Annotated in this window: 17 protein-coding genes; 12 read left to right on the forward strand and 5 right to left on the reverse strand. The window is 51.1% G+C overall.

Annotated features, from left to right (window positions below):
- Positions 1 to 135 precede the first annotated feature (135 nt).
- Positions 136 to 639: a non-heme ferritin-like protein gene (locus tag A8O29_RS08940; RefSeq protein WP_125351886.1), complete on the reverse strand. Its 504-nt coding sequence runs from the start codon at positions 637 to 639 to the stop codon at positions 136 to 138.
- Positions 640 to 901: 262 nt separating this feature from the next.
- On the opposite strand from A8O29_RS08940, the gene A8O29_RS08945 reads away from it, so the two are divergent.
- From A8O29_RS08945 to otsA, 6 genes are all read left to right on the forward strand, one after another.
- Positions 902 to 1,459, forward strand: coding sequence for a DJ-1/PfpI family protein (locus A8O29_RS08945; protein ID WP_125351887.1), 558 nt, complete (start codon positions 902 to 904; stop codon positions 1,457 to 1,459).
- 284 nt (positions 1,460 to 1,743) lie between these two features.
- Positions 1,744 to 2,724, forward strand: coding sequence for an arabinose ABC transporter substrate-binding protein (locus A8O29_RS08950; RefSeq protein ID WP_110512325.1), 981 nt, complete (start codon positions 1,744 to 1,746; stop codon positions 2,722 to 2,724).
- Between the two features lie 59 nt (positions 2,725 to 2,783).
- On the forward strand, positions 2,784 to 4,298 hold the full coding sequence (gene araG / locus A8O29_RS08955) for an L-arabinose ABC transporter ATP-binding protein AraG (protein ID WP_125351888.1): 1,515 nt from the start codon (positions 2,784 to 2,786) through the stop codon (positions 4,296 to 4,298).
- A 22-nt stretch (positions 4,299 to 4,320) separates the two neighbouring features.
- A complete protein-coding gene (gene araH, locus A8O29_RS08960; protein ID WP_110512327.1) occupies positions 4,321 to 5,301 on the forward strand; it encodes an L-arabinose ABC transporter permease AraH in 981 nt (326 codons plus the stop codon).
- Positions 5,302 to 5,570: 269 nt separating this feature from the next.
- Positions 5,571 to 6,365 carry a trehalose-phosphatase gene (gene otsB / locus A8O29_RS08965; RefSeq protein ID WP_168713819.1) on the forward strand — a complete coding sequence of 265 codons (795 nt, stop codon included), beginning with the start codon at positions 5,571 to 5,573 and terminating at the stop codon, positions 6,363 to 6,365.
- Positions 6,340 to 7,764, forward strand: a complete 1,425-nt coding sequence (gene otsA / locus A8O29_RS08970) for an alpha,alpha-trehalose-phosphate synthase (RefSeq protein ID WP_125351890.1) — start codon at positions 6,340 to 6,342, stop codon at positions 7,762 to 7,764. The genes otsB and otsA overlap by 26 nt, the downstream gene beginning before the upstream one ends.
- 55 nt (positions 7,765 to 7,819) lie before the next feature.
- Here the strand turns inward: otsA and uspC are convergent, their stop codons facing one another.
- The gene (gene uspC, locus A8O29_RS08975) at positions 7,820 to 8,248 is read right to left on the reverse strand and encodes a universal stress protein UspC (protein ID WP_125351891.1); all 429 of its coding nucleotides are present in this window, start codon (positions 8,246 to 8,248) and stop codon (positions 7,820 to 7,822) included.
- Positions 8,249 to 9,045: 797 nt separating this feature from the next.
- On the opposite strand from uspC, the gene flhD reads away from it, so the two are divergent.
- The 6 genes from flhD to cheW all read left to right on the forward strand — a co-directional run bounded on the left by flhD (position 9,046) and on the right by cheW (position 14,488).
- Positions 9,046 to 9,396: a flagellar transcriptional regulator FlhD gene (gene flhD, locus A8O29_RS08980; RefSeq protein WP_211117224.1), complete on the forward strand. Its 351-nt coding sequence runs from the start codon at positions 9,046 to 9,048 to the stop codon at positions 9,394 to 9,396.
- A 2-nt stretch (positions 9,397 to 9,398) separates the two neighbouring features.
- Complete coding sequence (gene flhC, locus A8O29_RS08985) at positions 9,399 to 9,977, forward strand: flagellar transcriptional regulator FlhC (protein WP_110512332.1); 579 nt, start codon at positions 9,399 to 9,401, stop codon at positions 9,975 to 9,977.
- A gap of 125 nt (positions 9,978 to 10,102) precedes the next feature.
- On the forward strand, positions 10,103 to 10,993 hold the full coding sequence (gene motA, locus A8O29_RS08990; RefSeq protein ID WP_125351892.1) for a flagellar motor stator protein MotA: 891 nt from the start codon (positions 10,103 to 10,105) through the stop codon (positions 10,991 to 10,993).
- Positions 10,990 to 11,919 (forward strand): flagellar motor protein MotB, encoded by a 930-nt coding sequence (gene motB / locus A8O29_RS08995; protein WP_125351893.1) that lies wholly within the window; start codon positions 10,990 to 10,992, stop codon positions 11,917 to 11,919. The genes motA and motB overlap by 4 nt, the downstream gene beginning before the upstream one ends.
- Positions 11,920 to 11,923: 4 nt before the next feature.
- Positions 11,924 to 13,963 (forward strand): chemotaxis protein CheA, encoded by a 2,040-nt coding sequence (cheA, locus tag A8O29_RS09000; RefSeq protein WP_125351894.1) that lies wholly within the window; start codon positions 11,924 to 11,926, stop codon positions 13,961 to 13,963.
- Between the two features lie 21 nt (positions 13,964 to 13,984).
- Positions 13,985 to 14,488, forward strand: a complete 504-nt coding sequence (gene cheW, locus A8O29_RS09005; RefSeq protein ID WP_125351895.1) for a chemotaxis protein CheW — start codon at positions 13,985 to 13,987, stop codon at positions 14,486 to 14,488.
- Positions 14,489 to 14,561: 73 nt separating this feature from the next.
- Here the strand turns inward: cheW and A8O29_RS09010 are convergent, their stop codons facing one another.
- The 3 genes from A8O29_RS09010 to A8O29_RS09020 form a co-directional block, all read right to left on the reverse strand.
- On the reverse strand, positions 14,562 to 15,656 hold the full coding sequence (locus tag A8O29_RS09010; protein ID WP_246316650.1) for a T6SS immunity protein Tli4 family protein: 1,095 nt from the start codon (positions 15,654 to 15,656) through the stop codon (positions 14,562 to 14,564).
- A gap of 70 nt (positions 15,657 to 15,726) precedes the next feature.
- The gene (locus A8O29_RS09015) at positions 15,727 to 16,821 is read right to left on the reverse strand and encodes a T6SS immunity protein Tli4 family protein (protein ID WP_174081286.1); all 1,095 of its coding nucleotides are present in this window, start codon (positions 16,819 to 16,821) and stop codon (positions 15,727 to 15,729) included.
- A 20-nt stretch (positions 16,822 to 16,841) separates the two neighbouring features.
- On the reverse strand, positions 16,842 to 18,509 hold the full coding sequence (locus tag A8O29_RS09020) for an esterase/lipase family protein (RefSeq protein ID WP_125351896.1): 1,668 nt from the start codon (positions 18,507 to 18,509) through the stop codon (positions 16,842 to 16,844).
- Positions 18,510 to 18,958 lie beyond the last annotated feature (449 nt).

Here is an 18,958-nt window from a genome sequence, read left to right on the forward strand (position 1 = left end):
TAAATCATTACACTTTGTAGTGTTTTTGGTTGGGAGGCAGATCGGATTTATAAACAGCTGTAAAAACAGTCTGTTGTGTACATTTATTTAACAAATGAGAAAGCGGATGGGGCGGACTCAGCCGCCCGAAACAGATTAATGATGGCGATGAGCCATCACATTCAGCAGGTGCTGATCGGTTTGATGCATGCCAAGCCCGGCTTTTCTGGCACAGCGCACTTCATCGAGAAGGGTCTGTAGCAGAATGCCATCCTGCAGCTGCTCTTTTTCCAGAGTATTCAGGAAGTGCAGGGTACCATCGTCACGAAGCGCTTTGGCTTCAAGCGTCAATGCCTCGAGCGTGCTGATCCGCTGCTGGTGTTCTTCAAGGGTTTTCAAGAACAGGTCTTCGAGGGTGTTGCAGCTGTCGTCGCAGGGTGTAGATTCTTTAACCACCGGATAGGCACCGGCTTTTTTCATGAAATCAAAAACGCGCATCATTTGAGTGACGTTGGATTGCGCCTGTGACCGCAGGAACGTTGCGGTTCCCGGGAGCTTATGTTCACTGCACCAGTCGCTCAGATGCAGATAAAAGTTGGAGGCACAAAACTCCAGATTCATTTGCGCGTTGAGTTTCTGAACCATTCCAGGGACTGTCATAGCAATATCCTTATTTAGCGTTGTGACCATTATTATTTACGCTTCGTTACATGATGTTGTGAATATTCGATATTACCGGTCTAAAAATCTGCTGTGGTCGATGTTAACGGCATGATGTTCAATGCAATTATATTCTGTGCTTAAAAGATAAAACTGCGATCTGCTTTGCATTGATCGTTATTATTGCTTTCAAGTATATATATTTTTGGACAATATTAGCGGTAATTCCCGCAAGCAAAAATTTGAGTTTAAGGAGAACGAAATGAAAAAAGTTGCGGTGCTGCTGGCACCTGGATTTGAGGAAGGTGAGGCCATCGTCACCATTGATATTCTGCGTCGTTTGGATCTGGATGTGGAACTGCTGGCCTGCACCACCAGCCGCGGGGTGACCAGCTATCACGGGATCCCAATGGTGGCCGACAGCACGCTCACTGAGCGCAGCGGCGTCCTGTACGATGCGGTGGTTCTGCCCGGCGGCCCGCAGGGGAGCGTCAATCTGGCGGCCAACCCACAGGTGATAGATTTTGTGGCGACGCACGATGCGGCAGGCAAATTGATTTGCCCCATCTGCTCTGCGGCGGCACGTGTTTTGGGCGGCAACGGCCTGTTAAAAGGGCGCAACTACGTGTGCTCGGGCGATCTCTGGCAGGACGTAAAAGACGGCAATTATGTCGATGCGCCGGTGGTGGAAGACGGCAATTTGATCAGCGGCAAAGGCTTTGGGCACGTATTTGATTTCGCCTTTACCGTCGCCGCCCGATTACTCGGCGACGAAGCGCCCGTGCGTGAACACGCAGAGCATATTTATTATCGCTGGTGAGATAAGGATTTACAGACCGCCGCTATAGATTATTCTGCTAACCCCGGGGTGAATTGTCTGACAATTCGCCCTTTTTTTATGTCATTTCTCGCTGAATGTATGCACGCAATTACTGTAATTCTGCGGTGTGATGGCGCTCTCTTATGGATAATTAATTTCCCGCTATTAATGGTTCAGCGTAATAGCGATTTCAAACGAAGCCGCTAATGCATTGTTTTACTGCTGATAAAAATAAGTTGTTCCGATTTCCCTTACAAAAAAGAACATTAAAGCTGGAGTTAACCATGCACAAATTCACTAAAGCGCTGGCGGTCATCGGCCTGACAGCGGTTATGTCACAATCAGCTATCGCTGAAACCATGAAACTCGGTTTTCTGGTGAAGCAGCCAGAAGAGCCATGGTTCCAGACCGAATGGCGTTTCGCTGACAAGGCCGGGAAAGATTTAGGTTTTGACGTCATCAAAATTGCTGTGCCGGACGGTGAGAAAACGCTGAACGCCATTGATAGCCTGGCGGCTAACGGCGCGAAAGGCTTCGTCATCTGTACGCCTGACCCAAAACTGGGGCCGGCGATCATGGCCAAAGCGCGCAGCTATGACATGAAAGTCATCACCGTCGACGATCAGTTCGTCAACGCCAAAGGCAAACCGATGGACACCGTGCCATTGGTGATGATGGCGGCCAGCGAAATCGGCGCCCGTCAGGGTGATGAGCTGTATAAAGAAATGCAAAAACGCGGTTGGGATGTGAAAGAGACCGGTGTGATGGCTATCACCGCCGACGAGCTCGACACCGCCCGCCGTCGCACCACCGGTTCGATGGACGCGCTGAAAAAAGCCGGTTTCCCTGCCGCGCAAATCTATCAGGTGCCAACCAAATCTAACGACATCCCTGGCGCTTTCGACGCCGGTAACTCCCTGCTGGTTCAGCATCCGGGCGTGAAACACTGGCTGGTGCTGGGCATGAACGACAACACCGTATTGGGTGGCGTGCGTGCGACAGAAGGTCAGGGCTTTAAAGCGCCGGACGTTATCGGGATCGGCATCAACGGTGTGGATGCGGTGAATGAACTTTCCAAAGCGCAGCCGACCGGGTTCTACGGTTCACTGTTGCCAAGCCCGGACGTTCACGGCTACAAAACCAGCCAGATGCTCTACAACTGGGTGACCAAAGACGCGGAGCCACCGAAATTCACAGCGGTGACCGACGTGGTGCTGATCACTCGCGACAACTTTAAAGCAGAGCTGGCGAAGAAAGGGCTGTAAGGCCTGACGCAGTCGCCCCCGGCACTCGCGCCGGGGGCAGAAAAGAATGTGGAGTGCTTATGCAACAGTCACAGCCTTACCTCTCATTTCGCGGTATCAGCAAAACCTTCCCCGGCGTGAAAGCCCTCACCGACATTAGCTTCAACTGCTATGCCGGACAGGTGCATGCGCTGATGGGCGAAAACGGTGCCGGAAAATCGACGCTGCTGAAAATCCTCAGCGGTAACTACGCCCCGACGGGCGGCACGCTGGCACTCCGCGGCGAGGAGGTCAGTTTTGCCGATACCACCGCGGCGCTCAACGCCGGGGTGGCAATCATTTATCAGGAGCTGCATCTGGTGCCTGAAATGACGGTGGCGGAAAACATTTATCTTGGGCAGATGCCGCACAAGGGCGGGATCGTTAACCGAACGCTGCTTAACTACGAGGCGGGTCTCCAGCTGCAACACCTTGGGCTGGATATCGACCCACAGACGCCGCTCAAATATCTCTCCATCGGCCAGTGGCAGATGGTGGAAATTGCTAAGGCACTGGCGCGTAACGCGAAGGTCATCGCCTTTGATGAGCCGACCAGCTCGCTCTCGGCACGTGAAATTGACAACCTGTTCCGGGTTATCCGCGAACTGCGTAACGAAGGTCGGGTCATTATTTATGTTTCGCACCGTATGGAGGAGATTTTTGCCCTCAGCGATGCGATCACCGTGTTTAAAGACGGGCGCTACGTTCGTACGTTTGATGACACCAAACTGGTGAATCACGACCAACTGGTGCAGGCGATGGTTGGCCGTGAAATCGGCGATATCTACGGCTGGCAGCCGCGCGAATACGGCGCGGAGCGCCTGCGTCTGGATAACGTCAAAGCGCCGGGCGTACGTCAGCCGATCAGCCTGTCGGTGAAAAGTGGTGAAATCGTCGGCCTGTTTGGGCTGGTGGGGGCCGGGCGCAGCGAATTAATGAAAGGGCTGTTTGGCGGCACCCGAATTACTGGCGGCCAGGTGACGATTGACGGTCAGTCGGTGGATATTCGCAAGCCGGCCCACGCCATTCGCGCCGGAATGATGCTATGCCCGGAAGACAGGAAAGCCGACGGGATAATCCCGGTGCACTCGGTACGCGACAACATCAATATCAGCGCCCGTCGCAGGCACATCCGCGCCGGATGCCTGATCAATAACGCCTGGGAAGCCCGCAATGCCGAGCACCATATTCAATCGCTGAATATCAAAACTCCCGGCGCGGAGCAACTGATCATGAACCTCTCCGGCGGCAATCAACAGAAAGCCATTCTGGGGCGCTGGCTGTCCGAGGATATGAAAGTCATTTTGCTCGATGAGCCGACGCGCGGCATTGATGTGGGCGCCAAGCACGAAATCTATAACGTTATTTATGCGCTGGCGAGATCGGGCGTGGCGGTGCTGTTTGCCTCCAGCGACCTGCCAGAAGTGCTCGGCGTGGCCGACCGCATCATTGTGATGCGTGAGGGAGAAATAGCAGGCGAGCTGCTGCACGAAAGCGCGAATGAACAGCAGGCGTTGAGCCTGGCGATGCCGAAAACCACTCAGGCCGTTGCCTGAAAGCCTGACCAAGGAGTCAATTATGTCCGCTGTGACAACCTCCGGCCCACGCCGGAATACCTTTAGCGTGGGGCGCATCTGGGATCAGTACGGCATGCTGGTGGTGTTCGCCGTGCTGTTCCTTGCCTGCGCCATTTTTGTGCCGAACTTTGCCAGCTTCGTGAACATGAAAGGGCTGCTGCTGGCGATTTCGATGTCCGGGATGGTGGCCTGTGGGATGCTGTTCTGCCTGGCATCGGGAGATTTCGACCTGTCGGTCGCATCGGTGATTGCCTGCGCAGGCGTCACCACCGCCGTGGTTATTAACCTGTCGGAAAGTCTGTGGCTCGGGGTGTTTGCCGGGCTGCTGCTCGGGGCACTGAGCGGCCTGGTGAACGGCTTCGTGATTGCGCGTCTGAAAATCAACGCCCTGATCACGACGCTGGCCACCATGCAAATTGTGCGCGGCCTGGCGTATATCATTTCTGATGGTAAAGCGGTGGGCATCGAAGACGAGCGCTTCTTTACGCTTGGCTACGCCAACTGGCTGGGCCTGCCTGCGCCCATCTGGCTGACGGTGGCGTGCCTGATTGTGTTTGGCCTGCTGCTCAATAAAACCACGTTTGGCCGAAATACTCTGGCGATTGGCGGTAATGAAGAAGCAGCGCGGCTGGCCGGTGTGCCGGTGGTGCGCACCAAAATCATCATTTTTGTACTTTCCGGATTAGTCTCAGCGGCGGCGGGAATCATCCTCGCTTCACGTATGACCAGCGGACAGCCGATGACCTCGATGGGCTATGAGCTGATTGTTATCTCGGCCTGCGTGCTCGGCGGCGTATCTTTGAAAGGGGGGATTGGCAAGATTTCCTACGTTGTAGCGGGGATTTTAATCCTGGGAACAGTAGAAAATGCCATGAACCTGTTAAACATTTCTCCGTTCTCGCAATATGTGGTGCGTGGACTGATTTTACTGGCGGCGGTCATCTTCGACCGTTACAAGCAAAAAGCGAAACGGGCAGTCTGATTTCTCTCCAACTTTTAAGTGTAAGATCTCATCGCGCCAGGGGGTAATTTCCCTGGCGTTTTCATTCGAAAATGGCGAGCCTGGTCACACTGCCTATACTTACACTGCTAATGTTTATACTCGTCATACTTCAAGTTGCAGGTGCGTTGGCTACACCTGTTCGCCCCAGTCACTTACTTGAGTAAGCTCCTGGGGTCTCACAGGCTTGCCGCCTTCCTGCAACTCGAATTATTTAGAGTATGTTTTATATGCTTGAGGAGGTAAACAGGGTGACAGACCCGTTAACCGCTCCGCCGGTTTTGCGCGGAAACTACGCATTTTTCTTTGATTTGGATGGCACGCTGGCAGACATCAAGCCACATCCCGATCAGGTCATTATTCCCGGGCCCATCCGTATGACGCTGCAGCAACTGGCTGAGCAGCAGGCCGGGGCATTGGCATTGATTTCAGGGCGCTCAATGTCTGAGCTGGATGCGCTCGCGGCGCCATATCACTTCCCACTGGCGGGAGTGCACGGGGCTGAACGCCGTGATATCAAGGGCCAAACGCACATTGTGAGATTGCCCGCCACGCTTGCCGACGCGCTTCTTGAGTGGCTGACCGCAGGCATGGCTCCGCTGACAGGCTGTGAAGTGGAAAACAAAGGGATGGCCTTTGCGCTGCATTATCGCCAGGCCCCGCAGCACCAGCAGGCGGTTGAACAGCTGGCGGCGCAGGCCGTGTCCCGTTTTGAGGGGCTGGCGCTGCAGCCGGGGAAATGCGTGGTGGAAATTAAACCAACAGGAATTAATAAAGGGGCCGCCATTTCGGCCTTTATGCAGGAAGCGCCGTTCCTGGGCCGACAGCCGGTATTTATCGGCGATGACCTGACCGATGAGGCAGGATTCGACGTGGTCAATCTTGCCGGGGGAGTCACGGTAAAAGTCGGGCCGGGAGAGACGCACGCGCATTTTCGTTTGGCAAGCGTAGCGGACACCCATCAATGGTTGCTCGAGCTCGCACAACAACAACACGCGCTAACTGACAGGAGAGAAGGCTATGAGTCGCTTGGTCGTAGTATCTAATCGTATTGCCCCGCCGGATGACAAAAAATCGAGTGCAGGTGGGCTGGCGGTAGGTGTACTGGGGGCGCTTAAAGCCGCAGGTGGGCTGTGGTTTGGCTGGAGTGGGGAAACTGGGGATGAAGACAAGCCGCTAAAGAAAGTGACACGCGGTGACATTACCTGGGCGTCCTTCAATCTCAATGAGCAGGATCATGACCTGTATTACAACCAGTTTTCCAACGCTGTACTGTGGCCCGCATTTCACTACCGTCTGGATTTAGTCAACTTCCAGCGTGAGGCCTGGGAAGGTTATCTGCGCGTCAACGCGACGCTGGCAGACAAATTGCTGCCGCTGATAAAGGAAGACGACACGCTGTGGGTGCACGATTATCACCTGTTGCCGTTCGCCAGCGAGTTGCGTCAGCGCGGGGTGAATAACCGCATCGGCTTTTTCCTGCACATTCCATTCCCGACGCCGGAAATCTTCAACGCGCTGCCGACACACGCGGAGCTGCTCGAACAAATGTGTGACTACGATTTGCTGGGCTTCCAGACCGAGAACGACCGTCTGGCGTTTCTCGACTGCATCTCCAGCAAAACGCGTCTGACCAGCCGCGGCAGTAAAACGCACAGCGCCTGGGGCCACACGTTCCGCACCGAAGTGTATCCGATTGGTATCGACCCGAAAGAGATAGCCACTCAGGCACAGGGGCCGCTGCCGCCGAAACTGGCGCAGCTGAAAGCGGAACTGAAAGGTGTGCAGAATATATTCTCGGTGGAGCGACTGGATTATTCCAAAGGTCTGCCGGAGCGTTTCCAGGCCTATGAGGCGCTGCTGGAGAATTATCCGCAACATCACGGTAAAATCCGTTATACCCAGATTGCGCCGACCTCGCGCGGCGATGTGCAGGCCTATCAGGATATTCGTCATCAGCTGGAAAACGCTGCCGGACGCATCAACGGTCATTACGGACAGCTGGGCTGGACGCCACTTTATTACCTCAATCAGCACTTCGACCGAAAGCTATTAATGAAGGTGTTCCGCTATTCGGACGTCGGGCTGGTGACGCCGTTGCGTGACGGGATGAATCTGGTGGCGAAGGAGTATGTCGCAGCACAAGATCCTGCTAACCCTGGCGTACTGGTCCTGTCACAATTTGCCGGAGCGGCGAATGAATTAACCTCGGCACTGATCGTTAATCCTTATGATCGAGATGAGGTGGCTGCGGCGATGAACAGGGCGCTGACAATGCCGCTCACCGAGAGAGTGTCGCGTCATGCTGAGATGCTGGAGGTGATTAAGAAGAATGATATCTACCACTGGCAGGAGCGTTTCATTGACGACCTAAAGCAGATAACCCCGCGTACGGCGGAAAGTCGGCTGCAGAATAAAGTCGCGGCGTTTCCGAAACTGGCGTGATAGATAACCGCCGTGAAAATAGCAGAAAGCCCGGTGTGAAAACCGGGCTATTTTTTTATTCGTCTTCCAGCGATACCAGTAGCACATCGACACCGCTGTTTCCTACCACACTTTTCGCGCTACTGGTGGCGCGGGCAAAGAAGCTTTTGTTGTGATTGCCGCAGATAACCAAATCGACCTGCTGCTTTAGGCAAAAATCTTTGATGTGTTCACTTAATTCACCGCAGGCAATGTTGGCATTGGCAATCGGGTAGTCGGCCCGGGCTGTCAGTTCGTCGAGAAACTGTCGGGTTTCTTCCTGCATCAGCTCGCGCAGGTTTTCGAGCATCGGCGCTGCGAACTGGTTATACATTTCCGGATCGGTTGCCGAGGTAATGAGGCTGATACGCGCATTGACCGGCCGCGCAATCGAGACCGCTTTACTGACCAGCTTATGACTTTCCGGTGTCGGTGCGACAGCAACTAACAAGTGAGTGTAGGTCATTGTGCCTCCTTAAATGGGGACGGAAAAACGCCCATTCATTCCTATTACCCTGTTTTGTAAGCCGTCGCAAGGGGCTGCAAAGGCATGAAATGTGAGGGCCCTCTAATATTCATTAATTATTCTTATATTAAGAATATCGCTTGACAACAACTTTGAGTGACTTTTTACGCATTTATCTTAAACTTCGAATGTTGATAATATGTCCGTAACTCATTTCTAACCATAATTAACAAAATCCTCATAATTTTCATTCGAAATTATAATCAATTTGAAGTTTCATAACTCACTGTTTTTAAATGGTAATAATGAGTCTACTCCCGGTGGGGTAGAGGACCATTATCCTTTTGTTCAGAGACTTTTCTGATTGGTCTAAAAAAAGAGCAACAGAACGTGTTCATTGGAATTATTCAGTTATATGGAATAGAAAAATACGCCGACTGGGTGAAATTTACACAAATCACCATTGTAACTGATGGGTTTGCTGCTATGATTCACCCGATTTATGTGACACGTATCACATAATTTTCAAATTTCATGTAAAGCCACGTTGTATGTGTCAGAACTGGCGAGTAGAGTTGCCTCGAATTAGGAAAAATCTTAGTCAATTGTAAGAAATATTAAAATTGTAGGGTTAACCTGATTAGCATGAGATGACCGTACGATCCGCATGGACGCAGCACCTAAGTCAGCTATGCATTTTTTTGGCCTTTCTTTTTTTTACCGGGTATTTACCCGGCGACATCACGGGGTGCGGCCTTGCCGCATACAATAATGGTTGGTTATTCGGGATGGGAAAAATGCATACATCCGAGTTGCTAAAGCATATTTACGACATTAATTTGTCTTATTTATTACTTGCACAGCGTTTGATAAGTCAGGATAAAGCCTCTGCCATGTTCCGTCTCGGAATCAACGAAGAGATGGCGACAACTTTGGGCTCTCTGACCCTTCCACAGATGGTGAAATTAGCGGAAACCAACCAGTTGGTTTGTCAGTTCCGCTTTGACAGCCACCAGACCATCACCCAACTCACGCAAGAGTCACGGGTTGATGATCTGCAACAAATTCATACCGGAATTCTGCTTTCTACTCGCTTACTGAAGGAAGCTAGCCTTGCAGATGGCTCTGCACGGAAAAAAAGGGCCTGACCATGAGTGAAAAAAGCATTGTTCAGGAAGCCCGCGACATACAACTGGCAATGGAACTGATTACGCTGGGAGCTCGTTTGCAGATGCTCGAAAGCGAAACACAGCTGAGTCGCGGTCGCCTCATTAAGTTGTACAAAGAGCTGCGCGGTAGTCCGCCGCCGAAAGGCATGCTGCCGTTCTCTACCGACTGGTTTATGACCTGGGAACAGAACATCCATTCATCGATGTTCTGTAATGCCTGGCAGTATTTACTTAAAACCGGTCTGTGCAACGGCGTTGATGCGGTCATCAGGGCTTACCGCCTGTATCTCGAGCAGTGTCCGCAGCAGGAAAGTGGGCCAATTTTGGCGCTGACCCGTGCGTGGACCCTGGTACGTTTTGTTGAGAGCGGTATGCTTGAGCTCAGCGGCTGCTATAGCTGCGGCGGCAATTTTATCACCCATGCTCACCAACCCGTGGGGAGCTTTGTGTGCAGTCTCTGCCAGCCGCCGTCACGTGCAGTAAAAAGACGTAAACTTTCCGGCGTTCCTGCCGATATAACACCTCAACTGCTGGATGAACAGATAGAGCAAGCTGTTTAACCGACGATCAGGTGTGGCAAAACACTCCAGCAGCGGACGCAGGTCCGCTGCTTTTTTTTTGCCGCCGTTTCGGTGACATGCTCATCCGTTCATCCCGGGCTTATCAATAGCGGAAGGATGATGTCGTGCTTATCTTATTAGGTTACCTGGTTGTTCTTGGTACAGTTTTCGGCGGGTATGCGTTCACCGGCGGACACCTTGGGGCACTCTATCAGCCTGCTGAACTGATTATTATTGGCGGCGCGGGCATAGGGGCATTTATCGTTGGCAACAATGGTAAGGCCATCAAGGGAACGCTGAGGGCGCTGCCATTACTGTTTCGTCGTTCGAAGTACACCAAAAGTATGTACATGGATCTGCTGGCGCTGCTGTACCGGCTAATGGCTAAGTCACGCCAGCAGGGCATGTTCTCGCTCGAACGTGATATTGAAAACCCGACCGAAAGCGAAATCTTTGCCAGCTACCCGCGCATTCTGGCGGACAAAATCATGCTGGAATTCATCGTCGATTATCTGCGTCTCATCATCAGCGGCAACATGAACACCTTCGAAATTGAAGCGCTGATGGACGAAGAAATTGAAACCCACGAAAGCGAATCCGAAGTCCCGGCCAACAGCCTCGCGCTGGTGGGCGATTCACTGCCTGCGTTCGGGATCGTGGCGGCGGTGATGGGCGTGGTTCACGCGCTCGGCTCGGCGGACCGTCCGGCGGCGGAGCTCGGGGCGATGATTGCCCACGCGATGGTCGGTACTTTCCTCGGTATTTTGCTGGCCTACGGATTCATTTCCCCGCTGGCCACGGTGCTGCGTCAGAAAAGTGCGGAAACCACCAAGATGATGCAGTGCGTAAAAATCACGCTGCTGTCGAACCTCAACGGCTACGCCCCGCCAATTGCGGTGGAGTTTGGTCGTAAGACGCTGTACTCCAGCGAACGTCCATCGTTCATTGAGCTGGAAGAGCACGTTCGTGCGGTGCGCAATCCAACGGCACAACAGACGACCACCGAGGACGCATGAAAAATCAGGCCCACCCAATCGTCATCGTTAAGCGACGTAAGCATAAAAACCACAGCAGCGCCGGACACGGCTCGTGGAAGATTGCTTACGCCGACTTTATGACCGCGATGATGGCCTTCTTTCTGGTGATGTGGCTCATCTCTATTTCCAGCCCGAAAGAGCTGATTCAGATTGCCGAGTACTTCCGCACGCCACTGGCCACCGCGGTCACCGGCGGGCCGCGTATTTCAAACAGCGACAGCCCCATTCCCGGCGGCGGGGACGATTACACCCAGCAGCAGGGCGAAGTGAAAAAAGAGCCGAACATCGATGAGCTGAAAAAGCGCATGGAGCAGAACCGGCTGAAGAAAGTTCGCGGCGAACTGGATCAGCTGATTGAGTCTGACCCGAAACTACGCGCGCTGCGCCAGTATCTGAAAATCGATTTAGTGCAGGAAGGGCTGCGCATTCAGATTATCGACAGCCAGAACCGCCCGATGTTTAAAACCGGCAGCGCGGACGTCGAATCATACATGCGCGATATCCTGCGTGCGATTGCCCCGGTGCTGAACGAAGTACCCAACAAAATCAGTCTTTCAGGCCACACCGACGATTACCCGTACGCCAACGGCGATCGCGGATACAGCAACTGGGAACTCTCTGCCGATCGCGCCAACGCCTCGCGCCGGGAGCTGGTGGCCGGTGGTCTGGACGACGGCAAAGTGCTGCGCGTTATCGGCATGGCCAACACCATGAAGTTAAAGCCGCACGGCGGTGATGACGCTATCAACCGCCGCATCAGTTTACTGGTGCTGAACACTCAGACTGAGCAGGCCATTCTTCATGAAAACGCCGCCAGCCAGAACGAACCGTTAAGCGTATTACAGCAACCGGCGGCGCTGCCTCCGGCGGCCAGTCCCACAGCGCCACAATCCTTCCAGAGGTGATAGCGTGAGCATGGATATCAGCGATTTTTATCAGACATTTTTTGATGAAGCCGACGAATTGTTGGCGGATATGGAGCAGCACCTGCTGGATCTCGTTCCAGAAGCCCCGGACTCAGAGCAACTGAACGCCATTTTTCGTGCGGCGCACTCGATAAAGGGCGGCGCGGGCACCTTCGGTTTTAGCGTTTTGCAGGAAACCACGCACCTGATGGAAAACCTGCTGGACGACGCACGGCGCGGTGAGATGCAGCTCAATACCGACATTATCAACCTGTTTTTGGAAACGAAAGACATTATGCAGGAACAGCTCGATGCCTATAAAAGCTCGCAGGAGCCGGACGCTGCCAGCTTTGAATACATCTGTCACGCTCTGCGCCAACTGGCCTTAGAAGCAAAAGGTGAGGCGGTACCTCCGGCGGCGGGCGCAAAACTGACCGTGGTCGACAGCGAAGATGGCGAAAGCGAGGTGGCGATTGCCCCAGAGCACAGCGCGGGTCAAACCCGTATCGTGCTGTCGCGTCTGAAAGCCGGTGAGCCGGAGATGTTGCAGGAAGAACTCAGCAATCTCGCGCAGATTAGCCACGTGGTGAAAACTGCTGATTCCCTCAGCGCCAACCTCGATGGTGCGGTTTCGCAGGACGACATCGTGGCGGTGCTGTGCTTCGTGATTGAAGCCGATCAGATTGCCTTTGAAACCGCGACGACAACCGCGGTGACCGAAACGGCGGCGGTTGCGGAAGTGGACGCCCCCGCGGTCGCGGTGCCTGCGGCGGTCAACGCGCCAGTACTCAAAGCCGTGCCGAAAGAGACGGCGGCTCCCCCGCGTGTTGAGCGTGAAAAACCGGCGAAAGCCAGTGAATCTACCAGTATCCGCGTGGCGGTTGAGAAGGTCGATCAGCTGATTAACCTGGTCGGCGAACTGGTGATCACCCAGTCGATGCTGGCCCAGCGTTCTAACGAACTGGACCCGGTTGAGCACGGCGATTTGATTACCAGCATGGGTCAGCTGGAGCGTAACGCGCGCGACCTGCAAGAATCGGTGATGTCGATTCGTATGATGCCGATGGAATACGTTTTCAGCCGCTTCCCGCGCCTGGTGCGTGACCTGGCGGGCAAACTGAATAAGCAGGTGGAACTGACCCTGATGGGCAGCTCCACCGAACTGGATAAAAGTTTGATCGAACGCATTATCGACCCGTTGACGCACCTGGTGCGTAACAGTCTCGATCATGGCATCGAATCGCCAGAAAACCGCATGGCGGCGGGGAAATCTGCGGTCGGCAACCTGATTCTCTCGGCGGAGCACCAGGGCGGAAACATCTGCATCGAAGTCACCGATGACGGCGCTGGCCTGAACCGCGAACGTATTCTGGCGAAGGCGATGTCGCAGGGTATGGCGGTCAGCGAAAACATGACTGACGAAGACGTCGGAATGCTGATTTTCGCGCCGGGCTTCTCAACCGCCGAGCAGGTAACTGATGTCTCCGGACGCGGTGTCGGCATGGACGTGGTGAAACGGAACATCCAGGAGATGGGCGGCCACGTTGAGATCAAATCGAAGCAGGGCGCGGGCACCACGATCCGCATTCTGCTGCCGCTGACGCTGGCTATTCTCGACGGAATGTCAGTGAAAGTGAGCGGTGAGGTCTTCATTCTGCCGCTGAATGCGGTGATGGAATCCTTACAGCCGCGTGATGAAGATTTGCATCCGCTGGCGGGCGGCGAGCGCGTGCTGGAAGTGCGCGGCGAATACCTGCCGCTGGTAGAACTGTGGAAAGTTTTCGATGTTCAGGGGGCCAAAACCGAAGCCACTCAGGGCATCGTAGTTATCCTGCAAAGCGCAGGCCGCCGCTATGCGCTGTTGGTGGATCAGCTGATCGGCCAGCACCAGGTGGTGGTGAAAAATCTGGAAAGCAACTACCGCAAAGTGCCGGGCATTTCAGCCGCCACCATCCTCGGGGATGGCAGCGTGGCGCTGATTGTCGATGTTCAGGCTTTGCAGGGTTTGAATCGTGAGCAACGTGTGGCGTACACCGCCGCCTGATGGCAAGAAGAAGGGAAAAAAATGACCGGTATGACGAATGTAGCAAAACTGGCGGGCGAACCCTCGGGCCAGGAGTTCCTGGTCTTCACGTTGGGGAATGAAGAGTACGGGATTGATATCCTGAAGGTGCAGGAAATTCGCGGCTACGATCAGGTAACGCGCATTGCCAACACCCCGTCGTTCATCAAAGGCGTGACCAACCTGCGCGGTGTGATTGTGCCGATCGTCGACCTGCGCGTGAAGTTCAGCCAGGAAGATGTGGAATACAACGACAACACGGTGGTGATTGTCCTGAATCTCAGCCAGCGCGTGGTAGGGATTGTGGTCGACGGCGTCTCCGACGTGCTGTCGCTGGCGTCGGACCAGATTCGCCCGGCACCGGAATTCGCTGTCACGCTGTCGACCGAATATCTCACCGGTCTCGGCGCGCTCGATGAACGGATGCTCATTCTGGTGAATATCGAAAAGCTGCTCAACAGCGAAGAAATGTCCCTGCTCGACAGCGCTGCCATCAGCGCCGCGTAATGATTGAGCGGAGACTCTGTTATTAAAGATGAGTCTCCGTTCAAGAATACTAAAATATTAAGTATTACAGGCCCTAATGATATCGTAAGGTACGTGTCAGTCTATCCCAGATATAGATCATTTCTGTTTGATTATATTTAGATAATTTATCTCTATTGTTATATGCAATAGACATTAAAGGTGATTCTATTCCCGCATTAGCTTCGTTAGCATAAAGGGTGAAGTCGAATAAAGGAAAGCTGCTTTTTATAGAATTGCTTTCTTGCATCCTTGTGATAAGCCATTCCTGAGTGCGTATTGAGTTACGAATAGCTTCATCCCTTTTTATAGTTCGATAGTGAGCGCTATCTATTGCTTCGTTAATTTCTGAACTTCGGTTCAATAATATATCATTTGAACCTTTTATAGTATTGTCAGTGTCAAGCGCGAAAATAAAATCATCATTTTCGTAGCTGAACGACACTTTCTCTGAATGCTTCAGTCCATCATCCCGAACAAACCCATTAGGAATACAGAGACCTTTCCCAACAGGGACTTCTTCATCCTGGCGGCCACTGAGCCTTGATATCAGAGACTGCAATGCTGTCATTTTGGCGGGTTTTTCATTTGTTTGTGTTTCAGTAAAACCAGCGGCCAGATAGGTTTTTTTTCTCTCTGCATATTTTGCAGCGGACAGGTCTAAAATTTTAGTAGTGATAGCAAACGTTATCCCATCCACATATACATACGCTTCAAGCATTCTTGATAAATCGTCTTCATTCGAAATATTTCGGTCAAAAATAACACCAGTATTATTCGGCAACTGGATGACCTGCTTGATAAATGGGGCATTTTCGACTGTGTTGCCCGGAGAGGTCTCGGTAGCTCGAAGTTCTTTCTCTCTGCGTTGTATACGTTGTTCAAAAGGAGGGCGGTACTGAGGTTTGCTTTCTATTTTAAAGTCATCAATAAAAACCATATCTTTGAGTTTATTGTTAAACGACTCCGGCACGTCAATCAGGTAGCGACCAACGCACTGATGTTTTGTCCGGGAGAATAGAACTTCCATTTCGCGATGCTGCGAGGGCTTAAGTTCGGCTCTTTCACCCGCAATAGCAAAGGTGCTGCCAGCGATGAGTCCCCACGCGATTAAAAATAACCACTTTGAGACAACTGTCTGATATGACATACCAACCTCCCTGTTATTCCCTTCCCTCAGATGATTGAGAGAAGAGTATTAAACGTCTAGTGTATTGGATTCAGAATGCACCCGGGCGATAGCGTAATGAACCGACAAGTTTGTCCCAGATAGATATCATTTGAGCCTCACTGTAAACTGTATCGTTATACTCACTGTTGAGCCTTATATTCATCCATGGTCTTTGAGGTGATGCCGTCTCTTCATTTGCATAAAATATGAAGTCATAAATAGCTACTTTCTCATTTTTTCCTGTCATTTCATCAGTCATACTACGTTTACCACCAAAAAGCCATTCCTGTGCTGGTATGCCATCAGGGGATAGTTCTTTTTTACTGATTGTATATTTATAATGGGATAATTTTAGAGCTTCATTGATATCATCACTGCGCTTAAAAAGCGTGTCAGAGGAACCCAGTGTAGTATTATTGGTTTCAAGACCGAAAGTGAAATCATTACCTGCATATCTGAAAGTTAATTGTTCGCGATGAGGTGAACCGTCATCACGAACAAACCCATTAGGAATACAGAGACCTTTCCCAACAGGGACTTCTTCATCCTGGCGGCCACTGAGCCTTGATATCAGAGACTGCAATGCTGTCATTTTGGCGGGTTTTTCATTTGTTTGTGTTTCAGTAAAACCAGCGGCCAGATAGGTTTTTTTTCTCTCTGCATATTTTGCAGCGGACAGGTCTAAAATTTTAGTAGTGATAGCAAACGTTATCCCATCCACATATACATACGCTTCAAGCATTCTTGATAAATCGTCTTCATTCGAAATATTTCGGTCAAAAATAACACCGGTATTATTCGGCAACTGGATGACCTGCTTGATAAATGGGGCATTTTCGACTGTGTTGCCCGGAGAGGTCTCGGTAGCTCGAAGTTCTTTCTCTCTGCGTTGTATACGTTGCTCAAATGGAGGGCGGTACTGAGGTTTGCTTTCTATTTTAAAGTCATCAATAAAAACCATATCTTTGAGTTTATTGTTAAACGACTCCGGCACGTCAATAAGGTAGCGACCAACGCACTGAGGTTTTGTCCGGGAGAATAAAGCTTCTGTCATAACTGTATCCTTTTGAATGGGTGTTGCTGCCATCAGGGCGGAATTAAAAATAATAAAAGTGACCGCAATTACTACTCTTGTGGTATGCATATATTTTTGCTGTATTATTGTTAGCAAGGCGACGATACCCCCTGAACCATTTTCACGATAGCACGCAACGTAAACCGGATAGCGGGGCGCCTCTCAATATCTTTAAAGCTGTCTACCTCATATGCGCCCTGGTGTTCGACCTTGGTGGCCAGTGAGCTCTTTAGCGCCGGGAGATGGCGGATAGTGTTCAGAGATTCTACGGGTACCGTTCCGTCTCCGGGCGTTTTTGAAGATATGAGTGTATAGATGTCAGAGCGACTATAGGGAAGTTTGATTTCTCTGAAGTTGTTTTTGAGTTTTCTGTCACCTTCAGCCATGTTTTTAGGATAGGTCACGGAGGTTTTGTTCCATAATAGTGAACCATCTGAATCGATCTTATTCCCATAGAAAGCAAATGTATTCGGATGATAGCCCCCTTTATTAATCTCATTCATAAATCTACGCACACTGGTGTCTACTAATTTGAAGTAGCTATCCCAATTACTTTCTACTGCCTTTTTGTCCTTATCAATAATATCCGCCTCATATAAACGCCACCACAGCGATTTATTGAGGTATATCTCACCAAATGGGTCCTGATTCTGAGGAAGTCTGAGGTCACCGCCATTTGCGTCACCCCCTTTAATCGTTAGCCAGGAGGCACCGTTACAATATTTGCCTGATGGCAGAAGTTGTAGGGGCGCAGGTGCTCTCGCCAGGACAGGCATTAACTCTTCCGCAGATTTTCCCATAACCGCCCCAGCAGGCCCTTCCTGCGCGGCCCCTACTTTCATTCTTCGGTATGCTGCCGGCGAGCCCAGATCTGGAATCACTCCGTGCACAATTCCGAGAATTTTATCCTCATAGCCCAGAACCTGCGAGACGTAGCGGGCAACCAGTCCACCCATCGAGTGAGTAACCAGGATCACTTTTTCAATAGCAAGCCCATGTCCGTGTTTGCAACGATAGAGTTCCAGTACCTTATCGATATATATTCCCAGCAGTGACGCCGATGTTTTATTATCCTGCAACCAGTTGTACCCAAAGACATGGAGCGGGAAAAGAAATTGTCTGAAGTGCTTCAATTCGTCGGCCGTCATTGGGGATTCATTTTCATCTTCAGTTCCCAGAATAGCCTCGGTGAGGTGACTTAATACGCCGCCGACAGGCTCTGGTATTTCTACATTTCCCTGTAGACTGCTGACCGTTTTGACTGCTTTTTGCCAGTCATCAAGTAGCGCGCCTTGAAAGACGCTAAGAAATTTCCCGTAACTGAAGTGCAGTACCTCACCCCAACCTCGAGATTTACGGGTAGGAAGCAAGTGTCCATCATCTGTGATGGGAGAGATAATGTCGTCGCTAATTTTTCCTCGATTATCGACTTTTGTAGTGTCGGGATCTAATAATTTTCGCCGTTCATTGCCAGTTTTAGACGCCCATTCTATGAACACTGAAATATCATTATCCCCACGCCATATCGTTTCTTCAATCGAACTTTTAGAAGAACTCAAATTCGTCCCCATTACCCCGGGTAGAAAAATCACTGGTATCACTTTTGTGGGAGGAAGAATAAGCATTGCCTTGGCATTTTTTGAAACATGCTGTGTCTGGATACCTTCCCAGCTGCATTTACCTTGTTCGTTCCATTCTGGTTTATGCCAGGTGACGGACTGACTATCTGCATTGTCCGTATTATTTTCTTCTGCCATCACATGATTCCTTGTAGATGTGAAATACAGAAGACTACAGTGAAATCCTGATAAAAAAAGTGCCAATGATGGATTTGATGACAATATTTTTTCGACTGATAATTCAAATTAATCTATTTAGTTAATTAATAAATGCAGTGAATTATTCGGTGCAAAATTTTCCGTTGCGATATTGCAGCATGGCGTAATTATTTAATCACGCTTAACTACTGGTTAGTCACGCTAATATATCCCCGTTAACGTTGTGTGATTTACATCACAATAGAGGGAATATATTGTTTGCATCGTGTCATTTCCCTCTGCCGTTATGCTTTTAATCTTATGATTTATAACGCGTAAAAACGTAAATACGGCAAAAGACTTAATTTACCTCCCTAAGTTGGTTTAATGAAATCCCCTGAACTAGATTTCAGTTAAGGTTCCCGCAACGGTGACCTGTTAACCGTCTG

The sequence above is a fragment of the Scandinavium goeteborgense genome (assembly GCF_003935895.2).
Taxonomy (GTDB): domain Bacteria; phylum Pseudomonadota; class Gammaproteobacteria; order Enterobacterales; family Enterobacteriaceae; genus Scandinavium; species Scandinavium goeteborgense.

Coding starts and splice junctions, on each gene's coding strand:
- otsA (WP_125351890.1), top strand. CDS start 6,340: ATGAGTCGCTTGGTCGTAGTATCTAATCGTATTGCCCCGCCGGATGAC.
- araH (WP_110512327.1), top strand. CDS start 4,321: ATGTCCGCTGTGACAACCTCCGGCCCACGCCGGAATACCTTTAGCGTG.
- A8O29_RS09015 (WP_174081286.1), bottom strand. CDS start 16,821: ATGCATACCACAAGAGTAGTAATTGCGGTCACTTTTATTATTTTTAAT.
- flhD (WP_211117224.1), top strand. CDS start 9,046: ATGCATACATCCGAGTTGCTAAAGCATATTTACGACATTAATTTGTCT.
- A8O29_RS08950 (WP_110512325.1), top strand. CDS start 1,744: ATGCACAAATTCACTAAAGCGCTGGCGGTCATCGGCCTGACAGCGGTT.
- cheW (WP_125351895.1), top strand. CDS start 13,985: ATGACCGGTATGACGAATGTAGCAAAACTGGCGGGCGAACCCTCGGGC.
- motB (WP_125351893.1), top strand. CDS start 10,990: ATGAAAAATCAGGCCCACCCAATCGTCATCGTTAAGCGACGTAAGCAT.
- uspC (WP_125351891.1), bottom strand. CDS start 8,248: ATGACCTACACTCACTTGTTAGTTGCTGTCGCACCGACACCGGAAAGT.
- flhC (WP_110512332.1), top strand. CDS start 9,399: ATGAGTGAAAAAAGCATTGTTCAGGAAGCCCGCGACATACAACTGGCA.
- araG (WP_125351888.1), top strand. CDS start 2,784: ATGCAACAGTCACAGCCTTACCTCTCATTTCGCGGTATCAGCAAAACC.
- A8O29_RS09020 (WP_125351896.1), bottom strand. CDS start 18,509: ATGGCAGAAGAAAATAATACGGACAATGCAGATAGTCAGTCCGTCACC.
- A8O29_RS09010 (WP_246316650.1), bottom strand. CDS start 15,656: ATGTCATATCAGACAGTTGTCTCAAAGTGGTTATTTTTAATCGCGTGG.
- A8O29_RS08945 (WP_125351887.1), top strand. CDS start 902: ATGAAAAAAGTTGCGGTGCTGCTGGCACCTGGATTTGAGGAAGGTGAG.
- A8O29_RS08940 (WP_125351886.1), bottom strand. CDS start 639: ATGACAGTCCCTGGAATGGTTCAGAAACTCAACGCGCAAATGAATCTG.